At 65.6% G+C, this 23541-nt stretch carries 19 protein-coding genes; 6 read left to right on the forward strand and 13 right to left on the reverse strand.

Features of this window, described 5'->3' with window-relative positions:
• Positions 1-119: 119 nt before the first annotated feature.
• Positions 120-836, reverse strand: coding sequence for an MgtC/SapB family protein (locus LRR16_RS19335; RefSeq protein WP_006579329.1), 717 nt, complete (start codon positions 834-836; stop codon positions 120-122).
• A 109-nt stretch (positions 837-945) separates the two neighbouring features.
• Positions 946-1845, reverse strand: coding sequence for a transcriptional regulator GcvA (gene gcvA / locus LRR16_RS19340; RefSeq protein ID WP_006579328.1), 900 nt, complete (start codon positions 1843-1845; stop codon positions 946-948).
• Between the two features lie 161 nt (positions 1846-2006).
• Between gcvA and LRR16_RS19345 the strand changes: the two genes are divergently transcribed.
• A complete protein-coding gene (locus LRR16_RS19345) occupies positions 2007-3416 on the forward strand; it encodes an amidase (protein ID WP_232206844.1) in 1410 nt (469 codons plus the stop codon).
• A 1-nt stretch (position 3417) separates the two neighbouring features.
• Complete coding sequence (locus tag LRR16_RS19350) at positions 3418-4662, forward strand: MFS transporter (protein WP_232206845.1); 1245 nt, start codon at positions 3418-3420, stop codon at positions 4660-4662.
• A 126-nt stretch (positions 4663-4788) separates the two neighbouring features.
• On the opposite strand, the gene LRR16_RS19355 is transcribed toward LRR16_RS19350, so the two are convergent.
• The 8 genes from LRR16_RS19355 to rpmH form a co-directional block, all read right to left on the reverse strand.
• Positions 4789-5394, reverse strand: a complete 606-nt coding sequence (locus tag LRR16_RS19355; RefSeq protein WP_232206846.1) for a DUF4276 family protein — start codon at positions 5392-5394, stop codon at positions 4789-4791.
• Positions 5391-6596 (reverse strand): AAA family ATPase, encoded by a 1206-nt coding sequence (locus LRR16_RS19360; protein ID WP_232206847.1) that lies wholly within the window; start codon positions 6594-6596, stop codon positions 5391-5393. Before LRR16_RS19360 ends, LRR16_RS19355 begins: the two co-directional genes overlap by 4 nt.
• A gap of 168 nt (positions 6597-6764) precedes the next feature.
• Positions 6765-8198, reverse strand: coding sequence for a tRNA uridine-5-carboxymethylaminomethyl(34) synthesis GTPase MnmE (mnmE, locus tag LRR16_RS19365; RefSeq protein WP_006579325.1), 1434 nt, complete (start codon positions 8196-8198; stop codon positions 6765-6767).
• A gap of 18 nt (positions 8199-8216) precedes the next feature.
• Positions 8217-9149, reverse strand: a complete 933-nt coding sequence (locus tag LRR16_RS19370; protein ID WP_232206848.1) for a CHAD domain-containing protein — start codon at positions 9147-9149, stop codon at positions 8217-8219.
• Positions 9150-9324: 175 nt separating this feature from the next.
• Positions 9325-10986: a membrane protein insertase YidC gene (gene yidC / locus LRR16_RS19375; RefSeq protein WP_064574841.1), complete on the reverse strand. Its 1662-nt coding sequence runs from the start codon at positions 10984-10986 to the stop codon at positions 9325-9327.
• A gap of 20 nt (positions 10987-11006) precedes the next feature.
• A complete protein-coding gene (yidD, locus tag LRR16_RS19380; RefSeq protein ID WP_232206849.1) occupies positions 11007-11267 on the reverse strand; it encodes a membrane protein insertion efficiency factor YidD in 261 nt (86 codons plus the stop codon).
• Positions 11268-11281: 14 nt separating this feature from the next.
• Entirely contained in the window at positions 11282-11695 is a 414-nt protein-coding gene (gene rnpA / locus LRR16_RS19385; RefSeq protein ID WP_156526473.1) for a ribonuclease P protein component, read from the reverse strand.
• A 165-nt stretch (positions 11696-11860) separates the two neighbouring features.
• The gene (rpmH, locus tag LRR16_RS19390; RefSeq protein ID WP_006578231.1) at positions 11861-11995 is read right to left on the reverse strand and encodes a 50S ribosomal protein L34; all 135 of its coding nucleotides are present in this window, start codon (positions 11993-11995) and stop codon (positions 11861-11863) included.
• Between the two features lie 807 nt (positions 11996-12802).
• Here rpmH and dnaA point away from each other — a divergent pair.
• The 3 genes from dnaA (at position 12803) to gyrB (ending at position 18700) form a co-directional block, all read left to right on the forward strand.
• Positions 12803-14512 carry a chromosomal replication initiator protein DnaA gene (gene dnaA, locus LRR16_RS19395; RefSeq protein ID WP_232206850.1) on the forward strand — a complete coding sequence of 570 codons (1710 nt, stop codon included), beginning with the start codon at positions 12803-12805 and terminating at the stop codon, positions 14510-14512.
• A 322-nt stretch (positions 14513-14834) separates the two neighbouring features.
• Complete coding sequence (dnaN, locus tag LRR16_RS19400) at positions 14835-15950, forward strand: DNA polymerase III subunit beta (protein WP_023264426.1); 1116 nt, start codon at positions 14835-14837, stop codon at positions 15948-15950.
• Between the two features lie 224 nt (positions 15951-16174).
• A complete protein-coding gene (gene gyrB, locus LRR16_RS19405) occupies positions 16175-18700 on the forward strand; it encodes a DNA topoisomerase (ATP-hydrolyzing) subunit B (protein ID WP_006579264.1) in 2526 nt (841 codons plus the stop codon).
• A 92-nt stretch (positions 18701-18792) separates the two neighbouring features.
• On the opposite strand, the gene LRR16_RS19410 is transcribed toward gyrB, so the two are convergent.
• Together LRR16_RS19410 and LRR16_RS19415 are read right to left on the reverse strand one after the other, a co-directional pair.
• Positions 18793-19329, reverse strand: a complete 537-nt coding sequence (locus tag LRR16_RS19410; protein WP_232206851.1) for a dihydrofolate reductase family protein — start codon at positions 19327-19329, stop codon at positions 18793-18795.
• Positions 19326-20321, reverse strand: a complete 996-nt coding sequence (locus tag LRR16_RS19415; RefSeq protein ID WP_023264427.1) for a GlxA family transcriptional regulator — start codon at positions 20319-20321, stop codon at positions 19326-19328. Before LRR16_RS19415 ends, LRR16_RS19410 begins: the two co-directional genes overlap by 4 nt.
• Positions 20322-20564: 243 nt before the next feature.
• Here LRR16_RS19415 and LRR16_RS19420 point away from each other — a divergent pair, with 243 nt between their 5' ends.
• Entirely contained in the window at positions 20565-21326 is a 762-nt protein-coding gene (locus LRR16_RS19420; protein ID WP_232206852.1) for an SDR family oxidoreductase, read from the forward strand.
• Between the two features lie 42 nt (positions 21327-21368).
• Here LRR16_RS19420 and LRR16_RS19425 read toward each other — a convergent pair whose 3' ends face one another.
• Positions 21369-23321: a putative Ig domain-containing protein gene (locus LRR16_RS19425; protein ID WP_232206853.1), complete on the reverse strand. Its 1953-nt coding sequence runs from the start codon at positions 23319-23321 to the stop codon at positions 21369-21371.
• Positions 23322-23541 lie beyond the last annotated feature (220 nt).

Raw genomic sequence — 23541 nt, forward strand, 5'->3', positions numbered from 1 at the left:
TTTGACTGAACGATACACAGAGGGGCGGCGCGTCCTTATCAAGTGAGCGCCGAAAGCCATGTGGGTGTAGTCCTACAAACCCGAAACCAACGCGCAGGCGCGCACAACGCCGGCCGCGGTCAGGTCGTCGTGCTGGGGCTCCAGAACGCCTGGCGCACCGCGGGCAGTGCGGCCAGCCGCTGCACCAGGCGGTCCAGCGCATCGCCATCGAAGGAACTTGCCACCAGCGTCGCCTCGATCTCGACCTCGTCCTGTCCGAACGGCTGGATGTCGAGATCGTGCACCGGATAACCGCCACGCTCCAGCGCCTCTTCGAGCTGCGCCATGACCGCCTTCTGCTGACCCCGCTCCGCGATCACGTGGACCGTGCCGGTAACCTCGACCGATTCGACATCGAGCGGCTTGCGATTGATCGCATCGACGATCGGCCGCAGCAGCGTGTTGGCCGCGAGCACGAACACCGTCGCCATCATCGCCTCGAGAATCAGGTCGGCACCGGCCGCCGCGCCAACGCCGGCGGAGCCCCACAGCGTCGCCGCGGTATTGAGCCCGCGCACGTTGCCCTCCTCCCGCATGATCACGCCCGCGCCGAGAAAGCCGACGCCCGACACGACGTAGGCCATCACATGCACCGCGCCATCGTGCCCATGCAGCCGGTTGGCGACGTCGACAAATACCGCGGCGCCGACCGCGACCAGCACATTGGTGCGCAGCCCCGCGGTGCGCTGCCGGTACTGCCGCTCGAATCCGATCGCGCCACCGAACATGAAGGCGGCGCTGAGGCTGACGAGCGTGTCCAGCAGCGAGGCGAGATTGACGTTGTGGAAGGCTTCCATACGGGCTCCTGTCGCGATGCGACGCTCTGCGCAGGGCGATCGCGCGATCGCGATGCGCACCGGTTCCGAGGTCCCGATTCAGGACCGATTGCAAGACTCGATGCGCCGGCTACGCGCTGCCGGCACGGGCTGCCTCTTCCAGGATCCACTCCCGAAACGAGGCGATCTTCGCGCGCGCGTGGCTTTCCTCGGGGTAGACCAGGTAGTACGCGAACGCATCCAGCAGCGTGACGTCGGCAAGACGGACCAGCGAGCCGTCGGCCAGTTCGCGGGCCACCATCGCCGCCGGCAGCAGCCCTGCGCCCTGGCCCGTCATCACGGCCTTCCACAACAGGCTCGAATCGTCGAACGACGGTCCACGCGGGCGCTCGATCTCGTCGATGCCCTGTGACGCGAACCACAGATGCCAGCCCTTGCGCTCGGTGTCGTGCACCTGCGGCCAGCGCAGCAGATCGGCGGACGTGGCCGGCATGCCGAGCCTGGCTACCAGCGACGGCGCAGCCACCGGCACGATCTCCACCGCGATGATGCGCTCGCTGTGCAGGCCCGGATATTGGCCCAGGCCGTGCCGGACCGCGACATGCACGCCGTCGCGCGTGAAGTCGGCCAGCGCGGTGGTCGTGATCACGTGCAGATCGATATCGGGATGGGTTTGCTGGAACGACTGCAGGCGCGGCACTAGCCACGCGGCCGCGAAGAACGGCGTGACGCTGACGTTCAACAGGCCGGTGTCTGCCGGCGCCGCGATGCGGCCGGTCGCGTCCTTGATCTGCCGGAACGCGTTGCGCACCGGCGGCAGATAGGCGCGCCCGGCTTCGGTCAGGTAGATGCCGCGGTTCACCCGCTGGAACAGCTTGACGCCCAGATGCGACTCCAATGCCTTGACCATCTGGCTGACCGCGCCGGCCGTCACGCACAGCTCCTCGGCGGCGTGCTTGACCGACAGATGCCGGGCCGCGGCCTCGAAGGCCCGCAAGGCATTGAGCGGTGGCAGCTTGTGGTTTGACATTAGTTTTTCTAAGGCGAAGGGCCCATGAAATCTGGTTTGCGCGGGCGACGGGACAAAAGGTAGTTTTGGGACGTCGTCTGGCCATGTCAGCGCAGCGTTGGGTACGCTCCAGCGCAAGGCCGCTTCAATTCTACTTAACCTTCTTTCCTTACGAGTAAACAATGGCGCCCGATTGGCATTTCCTCTCCATCATCGAACTGGCCGCAAGAATCCGGCGCCGGGAGATTTCGCCGACGACCGTGGTGCGCGCCCAGCTGGATCGCATCGCCGCGCTGGACGGCGTGCTGCACAGCTACGCGCTGGTGATGGCGGATATGGCGATGGCCCAGGCGGAAGCCGCGGAGGCCGAGACTGCCGCTGGCCGATATCGCGGCCCGCTGCATGGCGTGCCGATCGGCGTCAAGGACCTGTGCTGGACCGAGGGAGTGCCGACCGGTGCCGGCATGGCGATCCATCGGGATTTCCGGCCGGACCGGGACGCCACCGTCGTCCAGCGGCTCAAGCAGGCGGGCGCGGTGCTGCTGGGCAAGCTGCAACTGACCGAAGGTGCCTATTCCGACCATCACCCCTCGGTCACTGCGCCGCGGAACCCGTGGCATGCGGACTACTGGCCGGGCATCTCGTCGAGCGGCGCCGGCGTGGCGACGGCGGCCGGGCTTTGCCATGGCGCCATCGCGTCGGATACCGGCGGCTCGATCCGGTGGCCGGCGGCCGCCAATGGCGTGACCGGGCTGAAGCCGACGTGGGGCCGCGTCAGCCGGCATGGGGTGTTCCCGCTGGCGCCGTCGCTGGACCATGTCGGCACCATGGCGCGCAGCGCGGCGGATGCCGGCCTGCTGCTGCAGGTCATCGGGGGCGCCGACACGCAGGACCCGACCGCCCTGCACGAGCCGGTGCCCGACTACCTTGGCGCGATGGCGGCGGACCTGCGCGGCGTCCGCGTCGGCATCGACGCGGACTGGAATGGCGACGGCATCGATGCCGAAGTCCAGGCCGTTGTCTGCGCGGGCGCGGAGGTCTTGCGGGCGCTCGGCGCGACCGTGGTCGACGTCCGCGTTCCGGAGGCAATGCGTGCGGGCAGCGCGCTGACCGACGACTGGGCCGCCAACTGCGCGGTCGAGGCGGCCGTCGCCCATGCCGCCAGCTATCCCGCCCGCCGCGACGAATATGGGCCGGTGCTGGCCTCGGTCATCGAAGCGGGACGCGCGCTGTCCGGCATCGACTATCAGCGGATATTGCTGCGCCGTGCCGACTTGCGTGGCCGCATGGTCGGCCTGCTGCAAACCATCGACCTGCTGCTGACGCCGGTGCATCCGTATGCGCCGCTGTCGCTGGCCGCTGTTCGCACGCTCGGCGAACAGCCCGCGCTGATCGCCGGCCTGCAACGGTACACTTGTCCCTTCAACCTGACCGGCCATCCGACCATCACGCTGCCAGGCGGTTTGTCGCGGCTAGGGCTGCCGATCGGCTTTCAACTCGTCGCCCCGCATCTGGGCGAAGCGATGCTGGTGCGCGCGGGCGCCGCCTTCCAGGGCGCCACCGATTGGCATCGACAACATCCGGTGAACTGACATGACGACACTGGTGGTCAAGCAGCGCATCTTCTACGGCTGGTGGGTCGTCGCCGCGGCGTTCGCCGTGACCTTCGTCGGCTTTGGCAGCGCCTATACCTTCAGCGCGTTCATCGAGCCGTTGCAGCGCGAGTTCGGCGCGTCGCGCGGGGCGGTCTCGCTGGTGTTCTCGCTGGCCGGCTTCCTGTATTTCGCGCTCGGCATCGTCAGCGGGCCGCTGGCCGATCGCTGGGGCGCGCGCCGCCTGTGCATCGCCGGCATGCTGCTGGTCGGCGCGGGGCTCGCGCTGGCGAGCGTCGCGCGCAATATCGTCGAGGTCTACGCGGCCTACGGGCTCGGCGTGGGCCTGGGCGTCGGCCTGGCCTATGTGCCGGCGGTGGGCGCGGTGCAGCGCTGGTTCGTCAAGCGGCGCGGTCTCGCCTCGGGGCTTGCGGTCAGCGGCATCGGCGTCGGCACGCTGGCGATGCCGCCGCTGGCGGCGCTGCTGATCGACGGCGCGGGCTGGCGAGACGCCTATCTGACGCTGGGCGTGCTGGCCGCGGTGCTTGGCGTGGGCGCGTCGCTGCTGCTGGAGAACGATCCGCGCGAGCGCGGCCTGGCAGCGGACGGCGAGCCGTTGCCTGTCCATTCCCACACCGCCGCGCCGTCGGCCGACCTGTCGGTCGGCGACGCCGTACGGACGCGCCAGTTCATCAGCCTCTATGCCGCGTGCCTGATCGCCTCGTTCGGCGTGTTCGTGCCCTTCGTCCACCTGGTGCCACACGCACAGGACCTCGGCATTGCGCAGGGCACGGCCGTGCTGCTGCTGGGCGTGATCGGTGTCGGCAGCACGGTGGGACGCTTCTTCCTGGGCAGCCTGGCCGACCGCATGGGCCGCCAGCGCTTCCTGCTGTGCACGGTGATCGCGCTGGCGTTCACGCTGGTGATCTGGGCCGTCGCCACCGGCTTCTGGATGCTGGCCCTGTTCGCCTTCCTGTTCGGCGCCTGCTACGGCGGCTGGGTCGCGGTGCTGCCGGCGGTCGTGATGGACCTGTTCGGCGGCCGCAACGTCGGCGGCATCATCGGCGTGCTGTACACCAGCGTGGCCTTCGGCACGCTGATCGGACCGAGCGCGGCCGGCTATGCGTTCGATGCGAGCCGCAGTTATACGCTGCCGATCCTGGCGGCGGTGGCGGCGAATCTGCTGGCGGCGGGGATCTTGACGGCGGCGGCGCGGGGGGCAAAGCACGGCTCAGCGCAGCGCTGAGGCCCGCCGGGGCTGGCCTTACGTCCCGATACAGAACCGCATAAAGATCGCCCCCAGCAGGTCGTCGCTGGTGAATTCGCCCGTGATGCTGTTCAGGTGCTCCGCGTACACCTCTTATGACCCACGCTATACGGGACCATCGTTAGAGAGCGCAATGACATATTTTTCCCAGTCACTACAAAGCTTCCGAAAAGAGCGACTACCGTCAAAAGCTTGTTGCAGATCAATCAATGCTGAAAAGGCCGGCTGATCTAATACTTCCCCATATCCGCCGCGCATATGCTGGCTGATCCAGCCCTTGGCGTTTCGCGGAGTCTCCGCCTCAATATGTGGCTCTTTACAATCGAATCCACGGTGCCCGTTCAGCGAAGGCGCCGCAGCGATGAACCAGGCTTCGTACTCCCGATTTGCCATAACAACTGACACCCGGTCGTGCGGAAGGCAAGCCCTCGCGCGCTGGGCGATAGTGGTACCGCGCTCCGCTGGACAATCGTCATCAGCATCAAGCAAGACTAGTACCCACCCATTGGGCCCGCACTTTTGAGACGCTAGAAGTAGATGACGGCGAAACTCCTCATCGCGATTCAGGAAACGGTCCTTCTGTACGCGGATTGGGGTCGGGACATCTACATAGGCGAACGGCGTCTTCCACTCCCCTAGCCGCCGTAGCAGTACGGGCAATGCGGCCACCTCGCCGTGCCCCTCCACGATGGACGCGACGGTTAAGCTCATACCGAGATATCTCCGAAAAGATCGGCTTGGTTCTTGGCTTGCGTAGCCAATACCTCTCGGTCCGGGGTCAACTGATTCATCCGGAGCAACTCGCCGGCAGAGAACAGGTGTTCTCGCATGGCTCTGCGTGAAGCCTCATCCAGTGGAGCAATGTGTGTTTCACCGCCCTCCGACAGCACAGCGAGCATCGAATCAGGGTCCAGATTAGGGTCATCCAGGAGATCAGGGCTATGACTGGTCACTATGATCTGCGTATGCCGCGAGGCCTTTGTCAGCGCCTCCCGTAGAGCAGCGCTTGCTGCTGGATGTAGCGCGGTTTCCGGTTCTTCGATTCCAACAAGCGTTGGGGAATAGTCTCTATTTCCTTGGAACAGTGCAGTCAACACGCCCAAGGCTCTTAGCGTACCGTCCGACATACTCTGTGCAAGGAACCGCCATGGATGCGCGGACCCAGCCATGTCCTGACGGAACTCCAGCGTTTCCATTGGGCCCACGGCTTTACGTTCGAACCCATGAACCATTGGAACGACCGTTTGCAAATACTCTTCAATAGTTTTGATTTGCTCTTGCGCATGCTTCTCAAGGTGGCCGATCACACTTGCGATGTTTTCGCCTACTGGCTTTAGCAAGCGCCCGTCTTGCGGCTTCTGAAGCTCGCGCATCAATTTTGGGTTCAGATTGTAAAAACCCATAGAAACCAGTGCATCAAATACCGGCCGGAATGCTGTCAACCCCGACACTGCTACCAGAGCAAGCCGGTCTGACGTTACCGCCGGAAAAGTCGATTCACTGCTCTGCTTTAGCTTACCTCTTTCGATACTATAGAACGGGCCTTTTCCACGACCACCGATGGCACACTCCTCCGTCTGAACTTCATAGCCGCCATTCTTTAGCGCACCAACGTTGAAGGCAAAATGACCTCTCATACCACTCGGCAGTATGAACTCAAGCCGGATTCCGAAGTGCGTTGGATGGCCACTGGAGCGTCTACGTACTTCTGGCAGCCCACCGCGCTCGCTAAGAGCATTGTCTAGTGATCCAACTAGCGCATCGCGCACCAAGTGCATAGCGTCCAGGAAATTACTTTTGCCCGATCCATTGGCGCCGATGAGGTATGTCAATGGCTGCAACTTAACATCGCAGTTACCGATGCTCTTGTAGTTGCGGAGTACCACACGAGTCAAAAATACTGGGCTGGTCATCTCAATTGGCCACATAAAGATTCGACTGGACAGGGCTCATCGGTGTGAACGATGAATCTAGCATTGATAAGTTTCAGCACGCCTCAGACAAGGGAGCGCCGTCTTTGGGCCCGCTTAAAAATCGTCCATATCGGGCGAAGATAGCGGATAAGGTCGCGGCGACCTTTATCACTTCCCGATACAGAACCGCGTAAAGATCGTCCCCAGCAGATCGTCGCTGGTGAACTCGCCGGTGATGCTGTTCAGGTGCTCCTGCGCCAGCCGAAGTTCCTCGGCGAACAGGTCCAGCGCCTTGTCCTGCTGATCGGCGCGTTCGGCGGCGAGGTCCAGATGCGATTGGGCGCTGCGCAGCGCGTTCAGGTGGCGCTCGCGCGCGAGGAAGGCGCCCTCGTTGCCGGCCTGCCAGCCGATCACGCGCAGCAGTTCCCGGCGCAGCAGGTCGATGCCGGCGCCGGTGCGCGCCGAGATCCAGATCTCGGTCGGGTTCGGGCCGTTGGCCACCACCACGTGCGGACGGTTGCCGCCGAACGTGATGGCGCCGACCGCGGGCGCCAGGTCGATCTTGTTGACCACGCGCAGGATCGGCGCCCCCGGCGGCAAATGGCCGGACAGGCGATCGTCGATCGCATCGTCGATCTCGGACAGGCCATGCTGCAGATAGTCGGTCGCGTCGATCAGATGCAGCACCACGTCCGCGCGGCCGATCGCTTCCCAGGTGCGTTCGATGCCGATGCGCTCGACCTCGTCGACCGCGTCCTCGCGCAGGCCCGCGGTGTCGATGATATGCAGCGGGATGCCTTCGATCTGGATCGTCTCGCGCACGCGGTCGCGCGTGGTGCCGGCGATCGGCGTGACGATGGCCAGCTCGGCGCCGGCCAGCGCGTTCAGCAGCGACGACTTGCCGACGTTCGGCTGGCCCGCCAGCACCACCGACAGGCCTTCGCGCAACAGCGAACCCTGCCGCGCCTGCGCCAGCACGCCGCCCAGCGCGGTACGGATCGTATCGAGCTGGCCGCGCGCATCGGAGGCCTCGAGGAAGTCGATCTCCTCCTCCGGGAAGTCCAGCGTGGCCTCGACCAGCATGCGCAGATGAATCACCTGCTCGACCAGCGCGCGGATCGCCTGCGAGAACGCGCCTTCCATCGAGCGCGCCGCCGAGCGCGCGGCGGCCTCGGTGCTGGCCTCGATCAGGTCGGCCACGGCCTCGGCCTGCGCCAGATCGAGCTTGTCGTTGAGAAAGGCGCGGCGCGTGAATTCGCCGGGTTCGGCCAGGCGCAGCCCGACTTCGCGGCCCGCCTGCAGGCAGCGCGTCAGCAGCATCTGCATCACGACCGGGCCGCCGTGGCCCTGCAGCTCCAGCACGTCCTCGCCGGTATACGAATGCGGGCCGGGGAAGAACAGCGCGATGCCGTGGTCGATCACCTCGCCCTTGCCGTCGAGGAAGGGCAGATAGGTGGCGCGGCGCGGCGTCAGCGGCTGGCCGCAGACCGCGCGCGCGATCGTGCCGGCTTCGGGTCCGGACACGCGGACCACGCCGATGCCGCCCCGTCCGGGCGCGGTGGCGATGGCGGCGATCGTGTCGATGCTGGGCTGGACGGTCATGGGCGGTATTGTCGCAGATCAACGCGGCGCCGGCGTCACCAGTTGGGCAGTCTTCGATGAGGACAGGGGCGGCGACATCGCGGTCGTGGCAGTCGTTGCCGCGGCGATTGGCGTCCCCGCCGTCCCCGCAGATTGGAACGGATGCTCCTCGCCGGGGCCGGACAGCAGCGCGGACAGCAGGCTACGGGCGCTGGCGGCATCGGTCTGCGCGCCGAGCCTGGCCTGGCGCGCGACCAGCTTGCGATGGACGCGGCCGGTGTAGCGCGCCGGCAGCAACGGGCCGACGGCCTCGATCGCGTAGCGCAGCCGCTTGCCGGCGACGCGCAGCGCATGCAGAACGTCGGCGGCAGGCGCAAGCGTGATGTCAGCCTCGGTGCCGAGCTCGCGCCAGCGCGCCTTCAGCGCCCGGACGCTGCGCCGCGCCTTGCGCACGCGTCGGCGCGCCAGCCGGCCCAGCGGCGCGTTCGCCTTGCCCGGGATGCCGTCGACGGCGCGATGGCGCAGTGCGGCCAGGTCGTCGTCGAGCACCGGCAAGGTCTGGCTGCGCTGGGCGTGCAGAACCGCCATCAGCGTCGCGCGCGCGGCCTCCCGCCTGGACTGTGCGCTGTCGAGCAGCGCCAGCAGCACCGGATCGCCCGGCTGGCGCGACAGCGCGGGCTGCAGCGTGTCGGCGATAAAGACATCCCAATCGCGCACCGGGCCGGTGGCGCGCATCAGGTCGCGCAGCACGATGCGCCAGCGCGCCGCCACCGTTCCCGGCAGCGCGGGCGCGAAGACCCAGCGCACCGCGCGCAGGTGGCGGACCGCCACGCGCAGGGCATGCAGGTCGTCGGGGCGGTCGCGCCGGTCCAGCGCGCGCAGCGCGCTGGCGATCCGCTGCAGGTCGGCGGCGGCCAGCGCGGCAAAGGCGTCGAGCGCGCGCATCCGGCGTTTCAGTGTCAGAGTGCCCATGTCGGCAGTTTGGAGCCGGTGACTCGCGCCGGCCCGCTGTCAATTCGCCTGGCTACAGTGTAGGAAACGGCCTCGCTTGAAGCGGCGCATGGTCGTCTTTGGGTCCGGGAGCCGCCCAAAGAAAAAGCCCGACGCTTTCGCGTCGGGCCTTGTCGTGGCGCGGTGCCGGTCGGGCTCAGCCCTTGGCCGGCGCCGCAGTCTTGCCCTTGCCCAGCATCCGGTTGATCTGCCATTGCTGCGCGATCGACAGGATGTTGTTGACCACCCAGTACAGCACCAGGCCGGCCGGGAAGAAGAAGAACATCACCGAGAACACCAGCGGCATGATCATCATGACCTTGGCCTGGATCGGGTCCGGCGGCGTCGGGTTCAGCTTGGTCTGCACGAACATCGATACGGCCATCACGATCGGCAGGATGTAGAACGGGTCGGGTACCGACAGGTCCTTGATCCAGCCCAGCCACGGCGCGCCGCGCATCTCGACCGACGACAGCAGCACCCAGTACAGCGCGATGAACACCGGAATCTGGATCAGGATCGGCAGGCAGCCGCCGAGCGGATTGACCTTCTCGGTGCGGTACAGCGCCATCATCTCCTGGTTCATCTTCTGCGGGTCGTTCTTGTAACGCTCGCGGATCGACGTCATGCGCGGCTGCAGGTCCTTCATCTTGCCCATCGACTTGTAGCTCGCCGCGGACAGCGGGAAGAACACCAGCTTGATCAGCACGGTCAGCGCGATGATCGACCAGCCCCAGTTGCCCAGGATGCCGTGCAGCTTTTCCAGCAGCCAGAACAGCGGCTTGGCCAGGATCGTCAGCCAGCCATAGTCCTTGACCAGCTCCAGGCCCGGGGCGATCTGCTCGAGCATGTGCTCTTCCTGCGGACCGGCGAACAGGCGCGCGTCGGTCGACACCGTCGCACCCGGCGCGATCTCGCCCAGCGGCTGCTGCACGCCGACGCGATACAGGTTCGGGTCGATCTGCTCGACGTAGAAGCTGTGCTGCTTGCCGGTCTGCGGCAGCCAGGCCGAGGCGAAGTAGTGCTGCACCATCGCAACCCAGCCGTTGTCCGACGGGCCGGGCATCGTGACCTTGCCCTTGGCGATGTCCTCGAAGCTGATCTTGTGGTACTTGTCCGCGTCGGTGTAGACGGCCGGGCCGGTGAAGGTGCTGTAGAACTGCGACTGCTCGACATGGCTGCCGTCGCGCGCCAGTTCCATGTACAGCGTCGGCGACACCGGCTGCGCGCGGTTGTTGGTCACGTCGAAGCGCGTCGCGACGACATAGCTGCCCTTCTGGAAGCGGTACGTCTTGGCGAAGCGCACGCCGTCCTTCTCGGCGGTCAGCACGACGTCGAGCGAACCGGCATTGCCCAGGTCGCGCGCACCCGGCGCGGCGGTGAACACCGTCGTGTGGTTCGGCAGGTCGCCGTTGATCAGGCCCGAGCGCGCCATATAGGTATGCGCGGCGCTGCGCTGGAACAGCACGACCGGATTGCCGGCCTCGTCCTTGTGGCGCAGCAGTTCGAGACGAGACAGGATGCCGCCCGCGGTATCGATCTCCGCACGGACCACGTCGGTCGTGATGACAATCTTCTCGCCGGCCGGTGCCGGCGCCTGCGGCGCAGCCGCCGGGGCGCCGGTCGGCGACGCGCCGCCAACCGCCTTCGGCACGTCGCTGCGGGCCTGCGGCGCGCTCGCCGGCGTGCCGGTGGCCGCGGGTTGCGAGGCGCTCGGGAAGAACATCGAGGCGTGGCCGTTGGCGCGCTGCCAATTGTCGTAGAGCAGCACGAGGGACATCGAGAAGATGACCCAGAGGATGGTGCGTTTGATATCCATGTCTCGCTGTATCTGGGAATTCAGGGTCTGGGCAGCCGGACGCTGACCGGCGGGCGGGCGGCGTCGCGCGAAGGCGGCACCGGATCATACCCGCCTTGCGCGAAGGGATGGCAACGGCACAGCCGGCGGGCGGCCAGCCAGCTGCCGCGCGCGGCGCCATGACCGAGGATGGCTTGGCGGGCGTAGTCGGAACAGGTCGGCAGGAAGCGGCACTGCGAGCCCAGGTACGGACTCAGCGCGATCTTGTAGAAGCGCAGCAGGGCAAGCAGGATAGGCTTCATGTCGGTGCCCTCGATCAGGCGCCGGAAGGCGAGGTGAGCGCAGCGGGCGGAGCGGACGGCAGGGGCCGGGCGGCGACTTCCATCAGCTCGGCCAGTTCGGCCTGGCAGGCCAGCCGGACTGCACGGCGGCTGGGAAATTCGGTGCGCGGGAACTTGGCCTGCAATCGCAGCAACACGTCGCGGCCGACCAATTGGTCCTGCCGCTGGCGGAACAGTTCCCGCACCATGCGCTTCACCAGATTACGCTCCGCGGCGCGCGGCGCAAACTTCTTGCCGACCACGATGCCCAGCCGCCCCTGCGGCTGGCCGTTGGCGCGGACATAAAGCACGAAATGGGCGCTGCGGCGCCGCGGGCGCAAAGCAAAAACGGATGAAAACTCATCCGTCTTTGTGAGCCTCGCGGCTTTGGGGAAGGCATGGGTCGGCACGCTGGTCAGACTGGGCTGGCACGCGTTGCCGGGCCGTCCTGGGGGCAAGGCACAGGGGACAACGGCGAAGGGCGTCGGCCGGGACTCGACCGCGCCGGGCACCGCCATCATACGCCGGCATTTGCCGGCTGCATCGAGGCGGGCCGCCGTCCCGTCACCCGGCCCTTAGACTGCCAGGCGCTTGCGGCCCTTGGCGCGGCGCGCGTTGATCACGGCGCGGCCGCCACGGGTCTTCATGCGCACGCGGAAGCCATGGGTACGCTTGCGGCGGGTAACGGAAGGTTGGTAGGTACGTTTCATGTTGCACTCTCTGGTTGATCTGGGCACGCCCGGCCGCGAAAGGGCCGTGGCTGCCGCGTATGGTTCGCATGGGGCCGCCGCGGATGCGGTACTGCCGACGCTTGTGATTGTCCTGAAGCTGACCTGACGCCGGCCTAGGGTGTCGCGATACAGGTTTCGCGACGCAGGCTGGGCGGGATGACCGCGCGGCTGGCGCGGGCGACCCGTGCTCAGGTCCGCCGCCGCTTATGAAGCGGGTCAGACCCGGCGATGCGCATACGAGATCCCCTGCCGCATCGCAGAACCCGCCATTTAACGGATTTTCCGCGCGCCTGTCAAGGCGGCTGTGGGAGGATGCCGCGGTGCGGGTGCACGCACAGGCAATCGCGGCCCATTTCTTGTCCACAGTGGTGCGAAGCACATTTTTGAGTGGCCTAAACAACGCTTTTTACGCGTGATGCGAAGGGAAATCCCCTTTCAAATCAAGCGATTGCCCTCTATAAGTGCCCGATGCGGCGCTGCAAGGTTGCAGGTTGTGCACAGTCATCCACCGAATTTTCACAAGTTGTCCACAGACTTATCCTTTGTGGATAACTTGGGCCGGAGGGTACAATCCCGGTCCAAACACAACACGGCCTGCGTGGCGCACGCACAACCCGAGGTGTGCAGGACATGACGGTTAGGCGGCTTGGCGGGCGGGGGACCCGGCAAGCCAGCTGCGGTAGCGGTCATGCCGGCACTCGGGAGACAGCGGCGCCCTTTTTTATTGGGACTCGGAAGACTGCTGACGTGACGACACGCGGCCGTGGCACTACCCAACAACAACCGATGCAAGATTTCTGGCAGGCGGCAGCCGCGCAACTCGAGCGCGAACTGACGCCTCAACAGTTCAAAACCTGGATCAAGCCGCTGGCGCCGGTGGCGTTCGACGAGAACGCCCTGTCGCTGCGCATCGCCGCGCCCAACCGCTTCAAGCTCGACTGGGTCAAGAGCCAGTTCTCGGGGCGCATCACCGCGCTCGCCTGCGAGTACTGGGAAGCGCAGGTGAGTGTCCACTTCGTCCTCGACCCTACCGCGTCGGGGCGTGCGGCAGCGAACGGCTATCCGGCCGCCGGCAATCCGGGCGGCGCGTACGGTGCCGCCCAGGATCCGGCCGCCCCGGGCGCTGTGGGTCCGGCCGCCCATCTGGCGCCGGCCTATGGCGCCGGCCAGCCAATGGGCCAGCCGCCAGCGCACGGCGGGCAGGCACCCGGTCCGGGCGCACTGATGTATGGCGCGCCGGAGCAACCCGGTGCCGGCGTTGCCGCGCCGGCGGGGTATGGCGCCATCCACGGCGGCATTGGCGCCGGCACGGGCAACCCGCAAGCGGCCCCCTACCCCGGCGGCGGCCACGCGATCGGCGCCGACGTGGTCGATGTCGACGTGCCGCAACTGGACCCGGCCGAGGCCGCGGCCCGCTCGTATCGCGTCGCGCAGCAACCGATGCCGGGCCAGCAGCCGGCGGACACCGTCCATGAGCGCTCGCGGCTCAACCCGATCCTGACCTTCGACAATTTCGTCACCGGCAAGGCGAACCAGCTCGCGCGCGCGGCGGCGATCCAGGTCGCCAACAATCCGGGCAAGTCGTACAACCCGCTGTACCTGTATGGCGGCGTCGGCCTCGGCAAGACCCACCTGATCCACGCGATCGGCAACTTCATGCTGATGGAGAACCCGCGCGCGCGGATCCGCTATATCCACGCCGAGCAGTACGTGTCCGATGTGGTCAAGGCGTATCAGCGCAAGGCGTTCGACGAGTTCAAGCGCTACTACCACTCGCTGGATCTGTTGCTGATCGACGACATTCAGTTCTTCTCGGGCAAGAACCGCACGCAGGAAGAATTCTTCTATGCGTTCGAGGCGCTGATCGCCAATCGCGCCCAGGTCATCATCACCAGCGATACCTATCCGAAGGAAATCACCGGCATCGACGACCGGCTGATCTCGCGCTTCGACTCCGGCCTGACCGTTGCCATCGAGCCGCCCGAGCTGGAGATGCGCGTCGCGATCCTGATGAAGAAGGCCGCCGCGGAGAACGTTTCGGTGCCCGAGGAAGTGGCCTTCTTCGTCGCCAAGCACCTGCGCTCGAACGTCCGCGAGCTGGAAGGCGCGCTGCGCAAGATCCTGGCGTTCTCGAACTTCCACGGCAAGGACATTACGATCGAGGTCACGCGCGAAGCGCTGAAGGACCTGCTGACCGTACAGAACCGGCAGATTTCGGTAGAAAACATTCAGAAAACCTGCGCCGACTTCTACAACATCAAGGTCGCCGATATGTATTCCAAGAAGCGGCCTGCCAATATCGCGCGGCCGCGGCAGATCGCGATGTATCTGGCCAAGGAATTGACGCAGAAGAGCCTGCCCGAGATCGGCGAGTTGTTCGGCGGACGCGACCACACCACCGTGCTGCACGCCGTACGCAAGATCGCCGACGAGCGCAGCAAGGACGCCCAGCTCAATCACGAACTGCACGTTCTGGAACAGACCCTGAAGGGTTGAAAACCCGGCGCCGGGGATTTTGCGGGACGGGCCCGGCGGGCTGGCATACTGTGGTCTGCGCGCCGCGCGTTGCCGGGGGGCCAACGAAAGGCCGGCGGGGACCCGCAAACCCGCGCGGGACAAGGGTTTCCGGGCCACCGTCACATATTGGGGGATCGTGGCTTTTCATGCACAATATGCAGACGAGCCACACATCGTCCGGCTTTGCCGAGCCGCCCGTTTCGAGGTAAAATGCGACATTAACTCCTTGATTCCTAAGTGATTTTGGAGTTGTCCAGAACACCCGGCGGACGCTGACTATAAACGACGAAGGACATATTCAATGCAATTGGTCAAAACCTCGCGAGACAATCTGCTGCGTCCGCTGCAAATCGTGAGCGGCATCGTGGAGCGCCGCCACACCCTCCCGATCCTGGCCAACCTGCTGATCCGCAAGTCCGGCGCCAACGTCTCCTTCCTGTCCACCGATATCGAAATCCAGATCACCACGCACGCCGAATGCGGCGTCGGCAGCGACGACGTGGCCACCACCGTGGCCGCGCGCAAGCTGCTCGACATCCTGCGGGCGATGCCGGACGGCGATGTCGCGCTGTCGCTGTCGGACAAGCGGATGACGGTGCAATCGGGCAAGAGCCGTTTCGCGCTGCAGACGCTGGCCGCCGAGGAATTCCCGACGGTCGCCGAGGCCACCGAATTCAACGCCAGCGTCACGCTGCCGCAGAAGACCTTCAAGCATCTGCTGGCGATGGTGCATTTCGCGATGGCCCAGCAGGACATCCGCTACTACCTGAACGGCATGCTGCTGGTAGTCGACGGCAAGAAGCTGATGGCGGTCGCCACCGACGGCCACCGCCTCGCCTACTGCGCGGTCGAGCTCGAACAGGAAGCCGCGGGCGCCGGCGCCCGCCAGGAAGTCATCATCCCGCGCAAGACCATCCTGGAACTGCAACGCCTGCTCGAGGACAACGACGATCCGGTGCAGGTGCAACTGGCCGCGAACCAGATCAAGTTCACCTTCGCCAACGTCGAGCTGATCTCGAAGCTGGTCGAAGGCAAGTTCCCCGATTTCCAGCGCGTGATTCCGAAGGGCTACAAGAACGCCTTCGCGATCGATCGCATCAAGCTGCAGCAGGCGCTGCAACGCACCGCGATCCTGACCACCGACAAGTTCAAGGGCGTGCGCTGCATTCTCGATACGCACACCCTGAAAATCAGCTCGACCAACGCCGACCAGGAAGAGGCGCAGGAAGAGCTCGAACTCGACTATTCGGGCGATGCGCTCGATATCGGCTTCAACGTGACCTATCTGCTCGACGTGCTGGGCAACCTCAAGAGCGAGCAGGTCCAGGTCAGCCTCGGCGACTCGAATTCGAGCGCGCTGATCACCGTGCCGGAAGACGACAACTTCAAGTACGTCGTCATGCCGATGCGCATCTGATGTTCCGGTAAAGGATCGCAAGATACGCAGAATCCGGAGCATCGAACGGCAGGCTACGGCGCTCGCAACGGGCAAACAACCGGCGCGACCGACCCGCAGTAGCAGGGGCAGGATCATGGCGATCCGCCCCTTTGCCGTTTTTATGTAACCGCCATGCGGAGGGCCGATGGCCGCGTCGTGACCCGGCGCGCCGCGCTCCCCGCATTTGCCGTGAGTAGGAAAACATGACCCAACAGCAGAACCCGCAACAGGAAAACAGCTACGGCGCCTCCTCGATCCAGATCCTGGAAGGCCTGGAGGCGGTACGCAAGCGGCCGGGCATGTATATCGGCGACACCTCGGATGGCACCGGCCTGCATCACCTCGTGTTCGAGGTGCTGGACAACTCCATCGACGAGGCGCTGGCCGGCTACTGCACGGAAATCCAGGTCACGATCCATACCGACAACTCGATCTCGATCATCGACAACGGCCGTGGCATTCCGCACGGCATCAAGTTCGACGACAAGCACGAGCCCCGGCGCAGCGCCGCGGAAATCGCGATGACCGAGCTGCACGCCGGCGGCAAGTTCAACCAGAACAGCTACAAGGTCTCGGGCGGCCTGCACGGCGTCGGTGTGTCATGCGTCAACGCGCTGTCCAAATGGCTGCGCCTGACGGTGCGCCGCGACGGCCAGGCGCATTTCATCGAGTTCGCCCAGGGCGCGGTGCAGAACCGCATCCTGGAGACGGTCAACGGCCCGGACGGACAGCCGGTCGAAGTCTCGCCGATGAAGGTGCTCGGTCCGACCGACAAGCGCGGTACCGAAGTCCACTTCCTCGCCGACGAGGAAATCTTCACGAACGTCGAATTCCATTACGAGATCCTGTCCAAGCGCATCCGCGAACTGTCGTTCCTCAATAACGGCGTGCATATTCGCCTGACCGATCAGCGCACCGGCAAGGAAGAGGATTTCGCCTTCTCCGGCGGCGTCAAGGGTTTCGTCGAATACATCAATCGCGCCAAGTCGGTGCTGCATCCGAATATCTTCTACGCCAATGCGGAGAAGGAAGGCATTACCGTCGAAGTGGCGATGCAGTGGAATGACGGCTTCAACGAGCAGGTGCTCTGCTTCACCAACAATATCCCGCAGCGCGATGGCGGTACCCACCTGACCGGCCTGCGCGCGGCGATGACGCGCGTCATCAACAAGTACATCGAAGAAAACGAGATCGCCAAGAAGGCCAAGGTCGAGACCACCGGCGACGACATGCGCGAAGGCCTGTCCTGCGTGCTGTCGGTCAAGGTGCCCGAGCCCAAGTTCAGCTCGCAGACCAAGGACAAGCTGGTGTCGTCGGAAGTGCGGCTGCCGGTCGAGGAACTGGTATCGAAGGCGCTGGGCGACTTCCTGCTGGAAACGCCGAACGACGCCAAGATCATCTGCGGCAAGATCGTCGACGCCGCCCGCGCGCGTGAAGCCGCGCGCAAGGCCCGTGAAATGACCCGCCGCAAGGGCGCGTTCGACGGCATGGGCCTGCCCGGCAAGCTCGCCGACTGCCAGGAACGGGATCCGGCGCTGTCCGAACTGTTCCTGGTCGAGGGCGACTCCGCAGGCGGCTCCGCCAAGCAGGGCCGCGACCGCAAGTTCCAGGCGATCCTGCCGCTGAAAGGCAAGATCCTGAACGTCGAGCGCGCGCGCTTCGACAAGATGCTGTCGAGCCAGGAAGTGCTGACGCTGATCACCGCGCTGGGCACCGGCATCGGCAAGGACGACTACAACCTCGAGAAGCTGCGTTACCACCGCATCATCATCATGACCGATGCGGACGTCGACGGCTCGCACATCCGCACGCTGCTGCTGACGTTCTTCTACCGGCAGATGCCCGACATCATCGAGCGCGGCTATGTCTATATCGCGCAGCCCCCGCTGTACAAGGTCAAGCACGGCAAGGACGAGCGCTATATCAAGGACGACAACGAGCTGAACGCGTACATGCTGCGCCTGGCGATGGAGAAGGCCAGCCTGCTGCGCCCCGATGGCAGCGAGATCGCCGGCGACGCGCTGACCGAACTGGCGCGCCAGTACCAGCTCGCCGAGGCGGTGATCGGCCGCCTGTCGCGCGTGGTCGACAGCGACGCGCTGCGCGCGATCGCCGACGGCGTCGAACTGAACCTCGACTCGGCCGAAGCCGCCGAAGCCTCGGCCCGCGCGCTGAAGGCCAAGCTGTCGGAAATGCACGCCAAGCGCCTGAACGGCGCCGCGGTCAATGACGATGGCACCGCCGACGTCTACGCGCAGTTCGACGAGAAGAACGAGAAGCACCGCCTGATGGTGGCCCGCCGCCATCACGGCAACGTGCGGCTGTCGCACATCGATTCCGACTTCGTCCACGGCGCCGACTACGCCGCGCTGGCACTCGCCGCCAAGACCTTCCAGGGCCTGATCCCGGTCGGCACCAAGGTCCGCCGCGGCGAGGGCGAAAAGCTGCGCGAGCAGACCGTCAACGACTTCCACGGCGCGATGCAGTGGCTGCTGTCGGAAGCCGAACGCGGCGTGTCCCGTCAGCGCTACAAGGGTCTGGGCGAGATGAACCCTGAGCAGCTGTTCGAAACGACGCTGGATGTCACGCAGCGCCGCCTGCTGAAGGTGCAGATCGAGGACGCGATCGCCGCCGACCAGATCTTCACGACGCTGATGGGCGACGAGGTCGAGCCGCGCCGCAACTTCATCGAGTCGAATGCACTGGTGGCGCGCAATATCGATGTTTGATCGCGCGGCGCCGTAGCACGGCAGCCTGCTCCAACGAGGCGAGACGCCCGACCGCTCTGCGGCCGGGCGTTTTTTATGCTCGTTCGATCAATTCAAGACACCACCCGATACGTCGACTGCACCAGCCCCGAAGGAAAGCTGCGGCTCGATACCAGCGCAAGATCGATGTCGTGCGGCAGTTCGCCAAACAACGGCCTTCCCGCGCCGATCAGCACCGGCACCGTGGTGATCACCATGTCCGCGATCAGGCCTTCGCGCAGGAACGACTGCACCAGTTGACCGCCGTCGACATAGACGCGGCGCACGTTCTCGCGTGCCAGTGCCGCCATCGCGTCCTTCGGCGTTTGATCGGCGAAGCGGACCTTGCCCTTCAGCGCCTCGGGCACCGGCGTACCGGCCAGCTGTTTCGACAGCACCAGCACCGGCCGGTCGTAGGGCCACGGGTCGAAGGTCTGCACCTTTTCATAGCTGCCACGGCCCATCACGATCCAATCCTTGTCCGCGATGAAATCCGTGTAGCCATGGTCCTCGCTCGGATCGTCGCGCTGCAGAAGCCAGTCGATGTCCCCATCGCGGCGCGCGATAAAGCCATCGAGGCTGGTGGCGATGAAGACGTGTGCGGTGGTCATTGAATTGCCTCCATGTGTCGGGACTGTATTGTCCGCGAAGTCCGTTCGCCAAGGTGCCGCGCCCGCGCTTCCCGTACCAGCGCCTGCGGCGGCCTGCCGAGCGAGCGCAGGAAGGCGCGCCGCATCCGCTCCTCATCGCCGAATCCCGTTTGCGATGCGACTCTCCCGATCGACGTTTCGCCTGCCTCGATCAGCGCATGTGCCGCCTCGAGCCGGAGCTTCTCGATCGCCTTGGCGGGCGACATGCCCGTCTGCGCCTGGAATGCCCGGCTGAAATGCCGCTTGCTCCAGTGCACGTGCTCGGCCAGCTGTTCGACAGATAGCGGCTCGTGCAGATGCTCGCGCGCGAAGTCGAGGGCGAGCCGGACGCGGTCCGACTTCGGTTCGAGCGCGGACAGCGTGGAGAACTGCGACTGCCCGCCCGTGCGGCGATAGTGGACCACCATCATCCGCGAGATCGATTTGGCCAGCGCATCGCCGAGGTCGGCCATCACCAGGGCCAACGCCAGATCGATGCAGGCCGTCATGCCCGCCGAGGTCCAGACCGGTCCGTCGTTGACGAAGATCTTGTCCTCATCCACCTGTACCGCGGGAAAGCGCTGCTGCAGCTCGCGCGCGAGGGCCCAGTGCGTCGTCGCCCGGCGTCCGTCGAGCAGGCCCGCTTCGGCCACGATGAAGGCGCCGGTGCAGATGCTGGCGATGCGCCTGGCGCGCGGCGCCGCTCGCCGCAACTGCGCGATCAGTGCGGGCTCGGTGGGCGCCTGCGTCGTGGTGCCGGCAACCAGCAAGGTGTCGTAGCGCCGCCTGCCAATCGCTTGCGTCTCGATCTTGACGCGCGACGATCCGGCCACCATGCCGCCGTCTGCGGATACCACCGCAATCTCGTAGCGCGGTTGCGGCGACAGCTCGTTCGCCAGCTCGAAGACCGTCAGCGCCGCCATGTCGAGGATCTGGAAGCCGGGATAGACGACCAGGGCAATGCGTGCGCTCATGATGTCCTCTTTGGAGGGTTCTGCCGATTCGATGCCGGCCATTGTAGCGGCCGGCCCGTCTTTCGTCGGCCCTCCGCCCATGCTCCCGATGTCCCTTATCGTGGGTTTTTGGTCATTTGAGCCACCACGGGCTTCGCCCAGAATGGCTCCTGACGGCATCGCACTCGACACGCCGACGGCACCGCAAGCTCTCGGGAATCCAGCGCGAGCCTGCCGCTCATCCATGACGAAACAGGACCTCGTATGCAACTCACCGACAACACGATCTTTATCACCGGCGGTACCTCGGGCATCGGCCGCGGCCTCGCCGAGGCGTTTCACAGGCTCGGCAACCAGGTCATCATCGGCGGCCGCCGCAAGCCTCTTCTCGACGAGGTGACCCAGGCAAACCCGGGCATGGCCGCGATCGAGCTCGATATCGCCGACGCCGGCAGTGTCGCCAAGGCGGCAACCGAACTGACCACGCGGTTTCCGAAGCTGAATGTGCTGATCAACAATGCCGGCATCATGCCCTTCGACCAGGCCGACGCGGCAATCGACGAAGCGACGATGCAGGCCACCGTGACCACCAACCTGCTCGGCCCGATCCGCATGACCTCGGCGCTGATCGAACACCTGAAGCGCCAGCCGCGCTCGGTGGTGATCCACAACACGTCGGTGCTGGCCTATGTGCCGCTCGCCAACACCGCGGTCTACTCGGCCACCAAGGCGGCGCTGCATTCGTACGCGCTGTCGCAGCGTTTCATGTTGCGCCACACCTCGGTGCGCGTGCAGGAAATCGCCCCGCCCTGGGTCAACACCGACCTGATCCACAAGAGCGACGACCCGCGCGCGATGCCGCTGGACGCCTTCATCGAACAGACCATGGCAGCGCTGGCCACCGATGCCGAGGAAGTGCTGGTCGAAGCGGCACGCCCGTTGCGCGACAACCCCGGCGCGGGCGAGCATGCCTTCGTCAATGGCTTCAACGAGAGCATCGCGGCCACGCCGATTCCCGTGGGTTGAGGTCGCGTGCCAGTTCGACGGCCGGGCTCCCCGGCCGTTCGACTATGGCGAAAACCGCTCCACCGCGTCGACGTTGGACGAATTCGCCCCGCCAATGGCCAACACGGTCCCATCGGAAAGCACCGTCGCCACCGGGGCGCGGCGCGCCACCGACATCGACGCCGCCACGGTCCAGACGTTGGTGTCCGGGTTATAGATCTCCGCGCTCGCCAGCGTCCCCGTGTTCGATCCACCGGCCACCAGGACACGGCCATCGGGCAGGAGCGCCATCGCGGGCAGTGTCCGCGCCGCATTCATGACGCTCGATGTCCAGGTCGAGGCAACAGGGTCGTAAAGCCAGCCCGTGTTACCCATGCCGGTCACGAGCACCTTGCCATTGCCCAGTAACTCGGATTGCGCGACGTTACTGCCCCCGCCCGGGTACGGCACCGGCGTGATCGTCCCACTATCGTCTACCGGAAAGAGCTCGGCGGTCACGTTGAAACCCATCGTGCCAATGCCACCGACCAGCAGGATTGCGGCGCCCCCGGGGAGCAGCGTCGCGGCATGCTGACCGCGGGGAGAGCCCAGGGCCGTCGTCATCGGCGTCCAGGCGTTGGTAGCCGGATCGTACCGCTCGGCCGTCGAACTCCGGCCGCTAGCGAGGTTGCCGCCGATGACCAGAACCTTGCCGTCAGGCAGCAGCGTTGCCGTGTGCCTGGAGCGGGCCTCCGACATGCTGCCGGTTGCCTGCCAGGTACCGGTGGCAGGATCGTAGACCTCCGCGGTAGCGCTGCCGCCTCCGGCAACCAAGACCTTGCCGTCATTGAGACGAGTCGCCGTGGCTTCGACCCGGGAAGTCGCCATGCTTGCCGTGGCCGCCCAGGCGTTCGTGGCCGGATCGTAGAGAAAAGCAGACGCGCTCGGTGCCGATGCCAGATAACCGCCTGCCACCAGAACCTTGCCGCTGTTCAACGTGGTTCCCGTCATGTAATGCATCGGGCCGGGCAGCGAGGCGACCTGCGCCCAGCTGCCGCGTCCGGTCACCGCAATGCGGACCTGGGCCGACGTACTGCCTGCCTTGTTCGTAGCGGTAACCGTGTAGACCTTCTGCAGTTGAATCGCCGTGGGCGTTCCCGCGATCACGCCGGTCTGGATGTTCAGGCTCAGGCCTGCGGGCAGCGCGGGGCTCACCGAAAAGCTGGCCGCGGCGCCGCCGGTCACGACCGGTGTGTTCGGAACGATCGCTTCGCCCGCGACGTACAGCACGGAAGGCTGGACGTAGGCCAGCCCAGTGGGCGCCACCACCGCGGCTTCCACCGCGATGCGCAGCGTGGTTGTTGTCTGCCCCGCCGCATTGCGGCCCGTCACGGTATAGGTGGCTTCGGCCGCGGCAACAGTTGGCGTGCCGCTGATCACGCCCGTCTGCGTATCGAATGCGAGGCCGGCCGGCAGCGCCGGCGTAATGGTGTACGCATCGATCGGTCCGCCACCGTTGCCGGGGCCGTTCGCGACAATCGGCTCGCCCACGGTATAGACGACCGCGGACTCGCGGTAAGCCAATTGGCTTGGGGCCACTGCCGCGTTGCGCACTTCAATCTGCACGCGGGTGGTCGCGCTGCCGGCGCCGTTTTCCGCCGTGACGACATGGACCGTCGACGGGACTACCGTCGTGGGCGTCCCCGAAATGACGCCGGTGACCGCATCGAGCAACAGGCCCGCGGGCAATGCCGGTGCGATGCTGTAGCGCTCCACCGCACCCCCGCTCGCGCTGGGACGATTTGGCACGATAGGCTTGCCGAGTTCGTAGACCACCGACGACATGCCGTAACTGAGGCCTGCCGGCGCCTGCAGCGTCGGGGTTGGCGAGGGCGCCTGCTTGTCGCCGTCATCGTCGCCGCCGCACGCGGATAGCAGTGACAGCAAGCACAGGCACATCAGCAGCAACAACCATTGGCCCGGCCGCTGCAGTTGGCGCCGCGGGCGAATTGCGGCATGGCGAAAGAGTGTTGTCATTTTTCCCGGTTCCAGTTCCGTTGATTTACGGCGCGCTCCCGAATGGCAACGGTATTACCTTGCATGCCGATACGCAGCCGTCGCGGCAATCGCATTCGATACGGGTCGAAAATGCAAAAACAACCCGGCAAATTGGCGATGGTTCGGGAATCGGCGAAATATACACCAGGTAATGCACGGGGTGATTAACGCCAAATGCCGCTGAATTTCCCATGGTTTG

This window comes from Cupriavidus sp. UGS-1, assembly GCF_021213615.1.
GTDB lineage: Bacteria > Pseudomonadota > Gammaproteobacteria > Burkholderiales > Burkholderiaceae > Cupriavidus.

Bases quoted from the DNA above. Each gene is read 5' to 3' on its own strand.
- LRR16_RS19350 (WP_232206845.1), top strand. From the start codon at position 3,418: ATGACGACACTGGTGGTCAAGCAGCGCATCTTCTACGGCTGGTGGGTC.
- LRR16_RS19425 (WP_232206853.1), bottom strand. From the start codon at position 23,321: ATGACAACACTCTTTCGCCATGCCGCAATTCGCCCGCGGCGCCAACTG.
- LRR16_RS19370 (WP_232206848.1), bottom strand. From the start codon at position 9,149: ATGGGCACTCTGACACTGAAACGCCGGATGCGCGCGCTCGACGCCTTT.
- LRR16_RS19360 (WP_232206847.1), bottom strand. From the start codon at position 6,596: ATGACCAGCCCAGTATTTTTGACTCGTGTGGTACTCCGCAACTACAAG.
- rpmH (WP_006578231.1), bottom strand. From the start codon at position 11,995: ATGAAACGTACCTACCAACCTTCCGTTACCCGCCGCAAGCGTACCCAT.
- dnaN (WP_023264426.1), top strand. From the start codon at position 14,835: ATGCAATTGGTCAAAACCTCGCGAGACAATCTGCTGCGTCCGCTGCAA.
- yidD (WP_232206849.1), bottom strand. From the start codon at position 11,267: ATGAAGCCTATCCTGCTTGCCCTGCTGCGCTTCTACAAGATCGCGCTG.
- dnaA (WP_232206850.1), top strand. From the start codon at position 12,803: ATGCAAGATTTCTGGCAGGCGGCAGCCGCGCAACTCGAGCGCGAACTG.
- yidC (WP_064574841.1), bottom strand. From the start codon at position 10,986: ATGGATATCAAACGCACCATCCTCTGGGTCATCTTCTCGATGTCCCTC.
- LRR16_RS19415 (WP_023264427.1), bottom strand. From the start codon at position 20,321: ATGAGCGCACGCATTGCCCTGGTCGTCTATCCCGGCTTCCAGATCCTC.
- mnmE (WP_006579325.1), bottom strand. From the start codon at position 8,198: ATGACCGTCCAGCCCAGCATCGACACGATCGCCGCCATCGCCACCGCG.
- LRR16_RS19410 (WP_232206851.1), bottom strand. From the start codon at position 19,329: ATGACCACCGCACACGTCTTCATCGCCACCAGCCTCGATGGCTTTATC.
- LRR16_RS19355 (WP_232206846.1), bottom strand. From the start codon at position 5,394: ATGAGCTTAACCGTCGCGTCCATCGTGGAGGGGCACGGCGAGGTGGCC.
- LRR16_RS19345 (WP_232206844.1), top strand. From the start codon at position 2,007: ATGGCGCCCGATTGGCATTTCCTCTCCATCATCGAACTGGCCGCAAGA.
- gyrB (WP_006579264.1), top strand. From the start codon at position 16,175: ATGACCCAACAGCAGAACCCGCAACAGGAAAACAGCTACGGCGCCTCC.
- LRR16_RS19335 (WP_006579329.1), bottom strand. From the start codon at position 836: ATGGAAGCCTTCCACAACGTCAATCTCGCCTCGCTGCTGGACACGCTC.
- LRR16_RS19420 (WP_232206852.1), top strand. From the start codon at position 20,565: ATGCAACTCACCGACAACACGATCTTTATCACCGGCGGTACCTCGGGC.
- gcvA (WP_006579328.1), bottom strand. From the start codon at position 1,845: ATGTCAAACCACAAGCTGCCACCGCTCAATGCCTTGCGGGCCTTCGAG.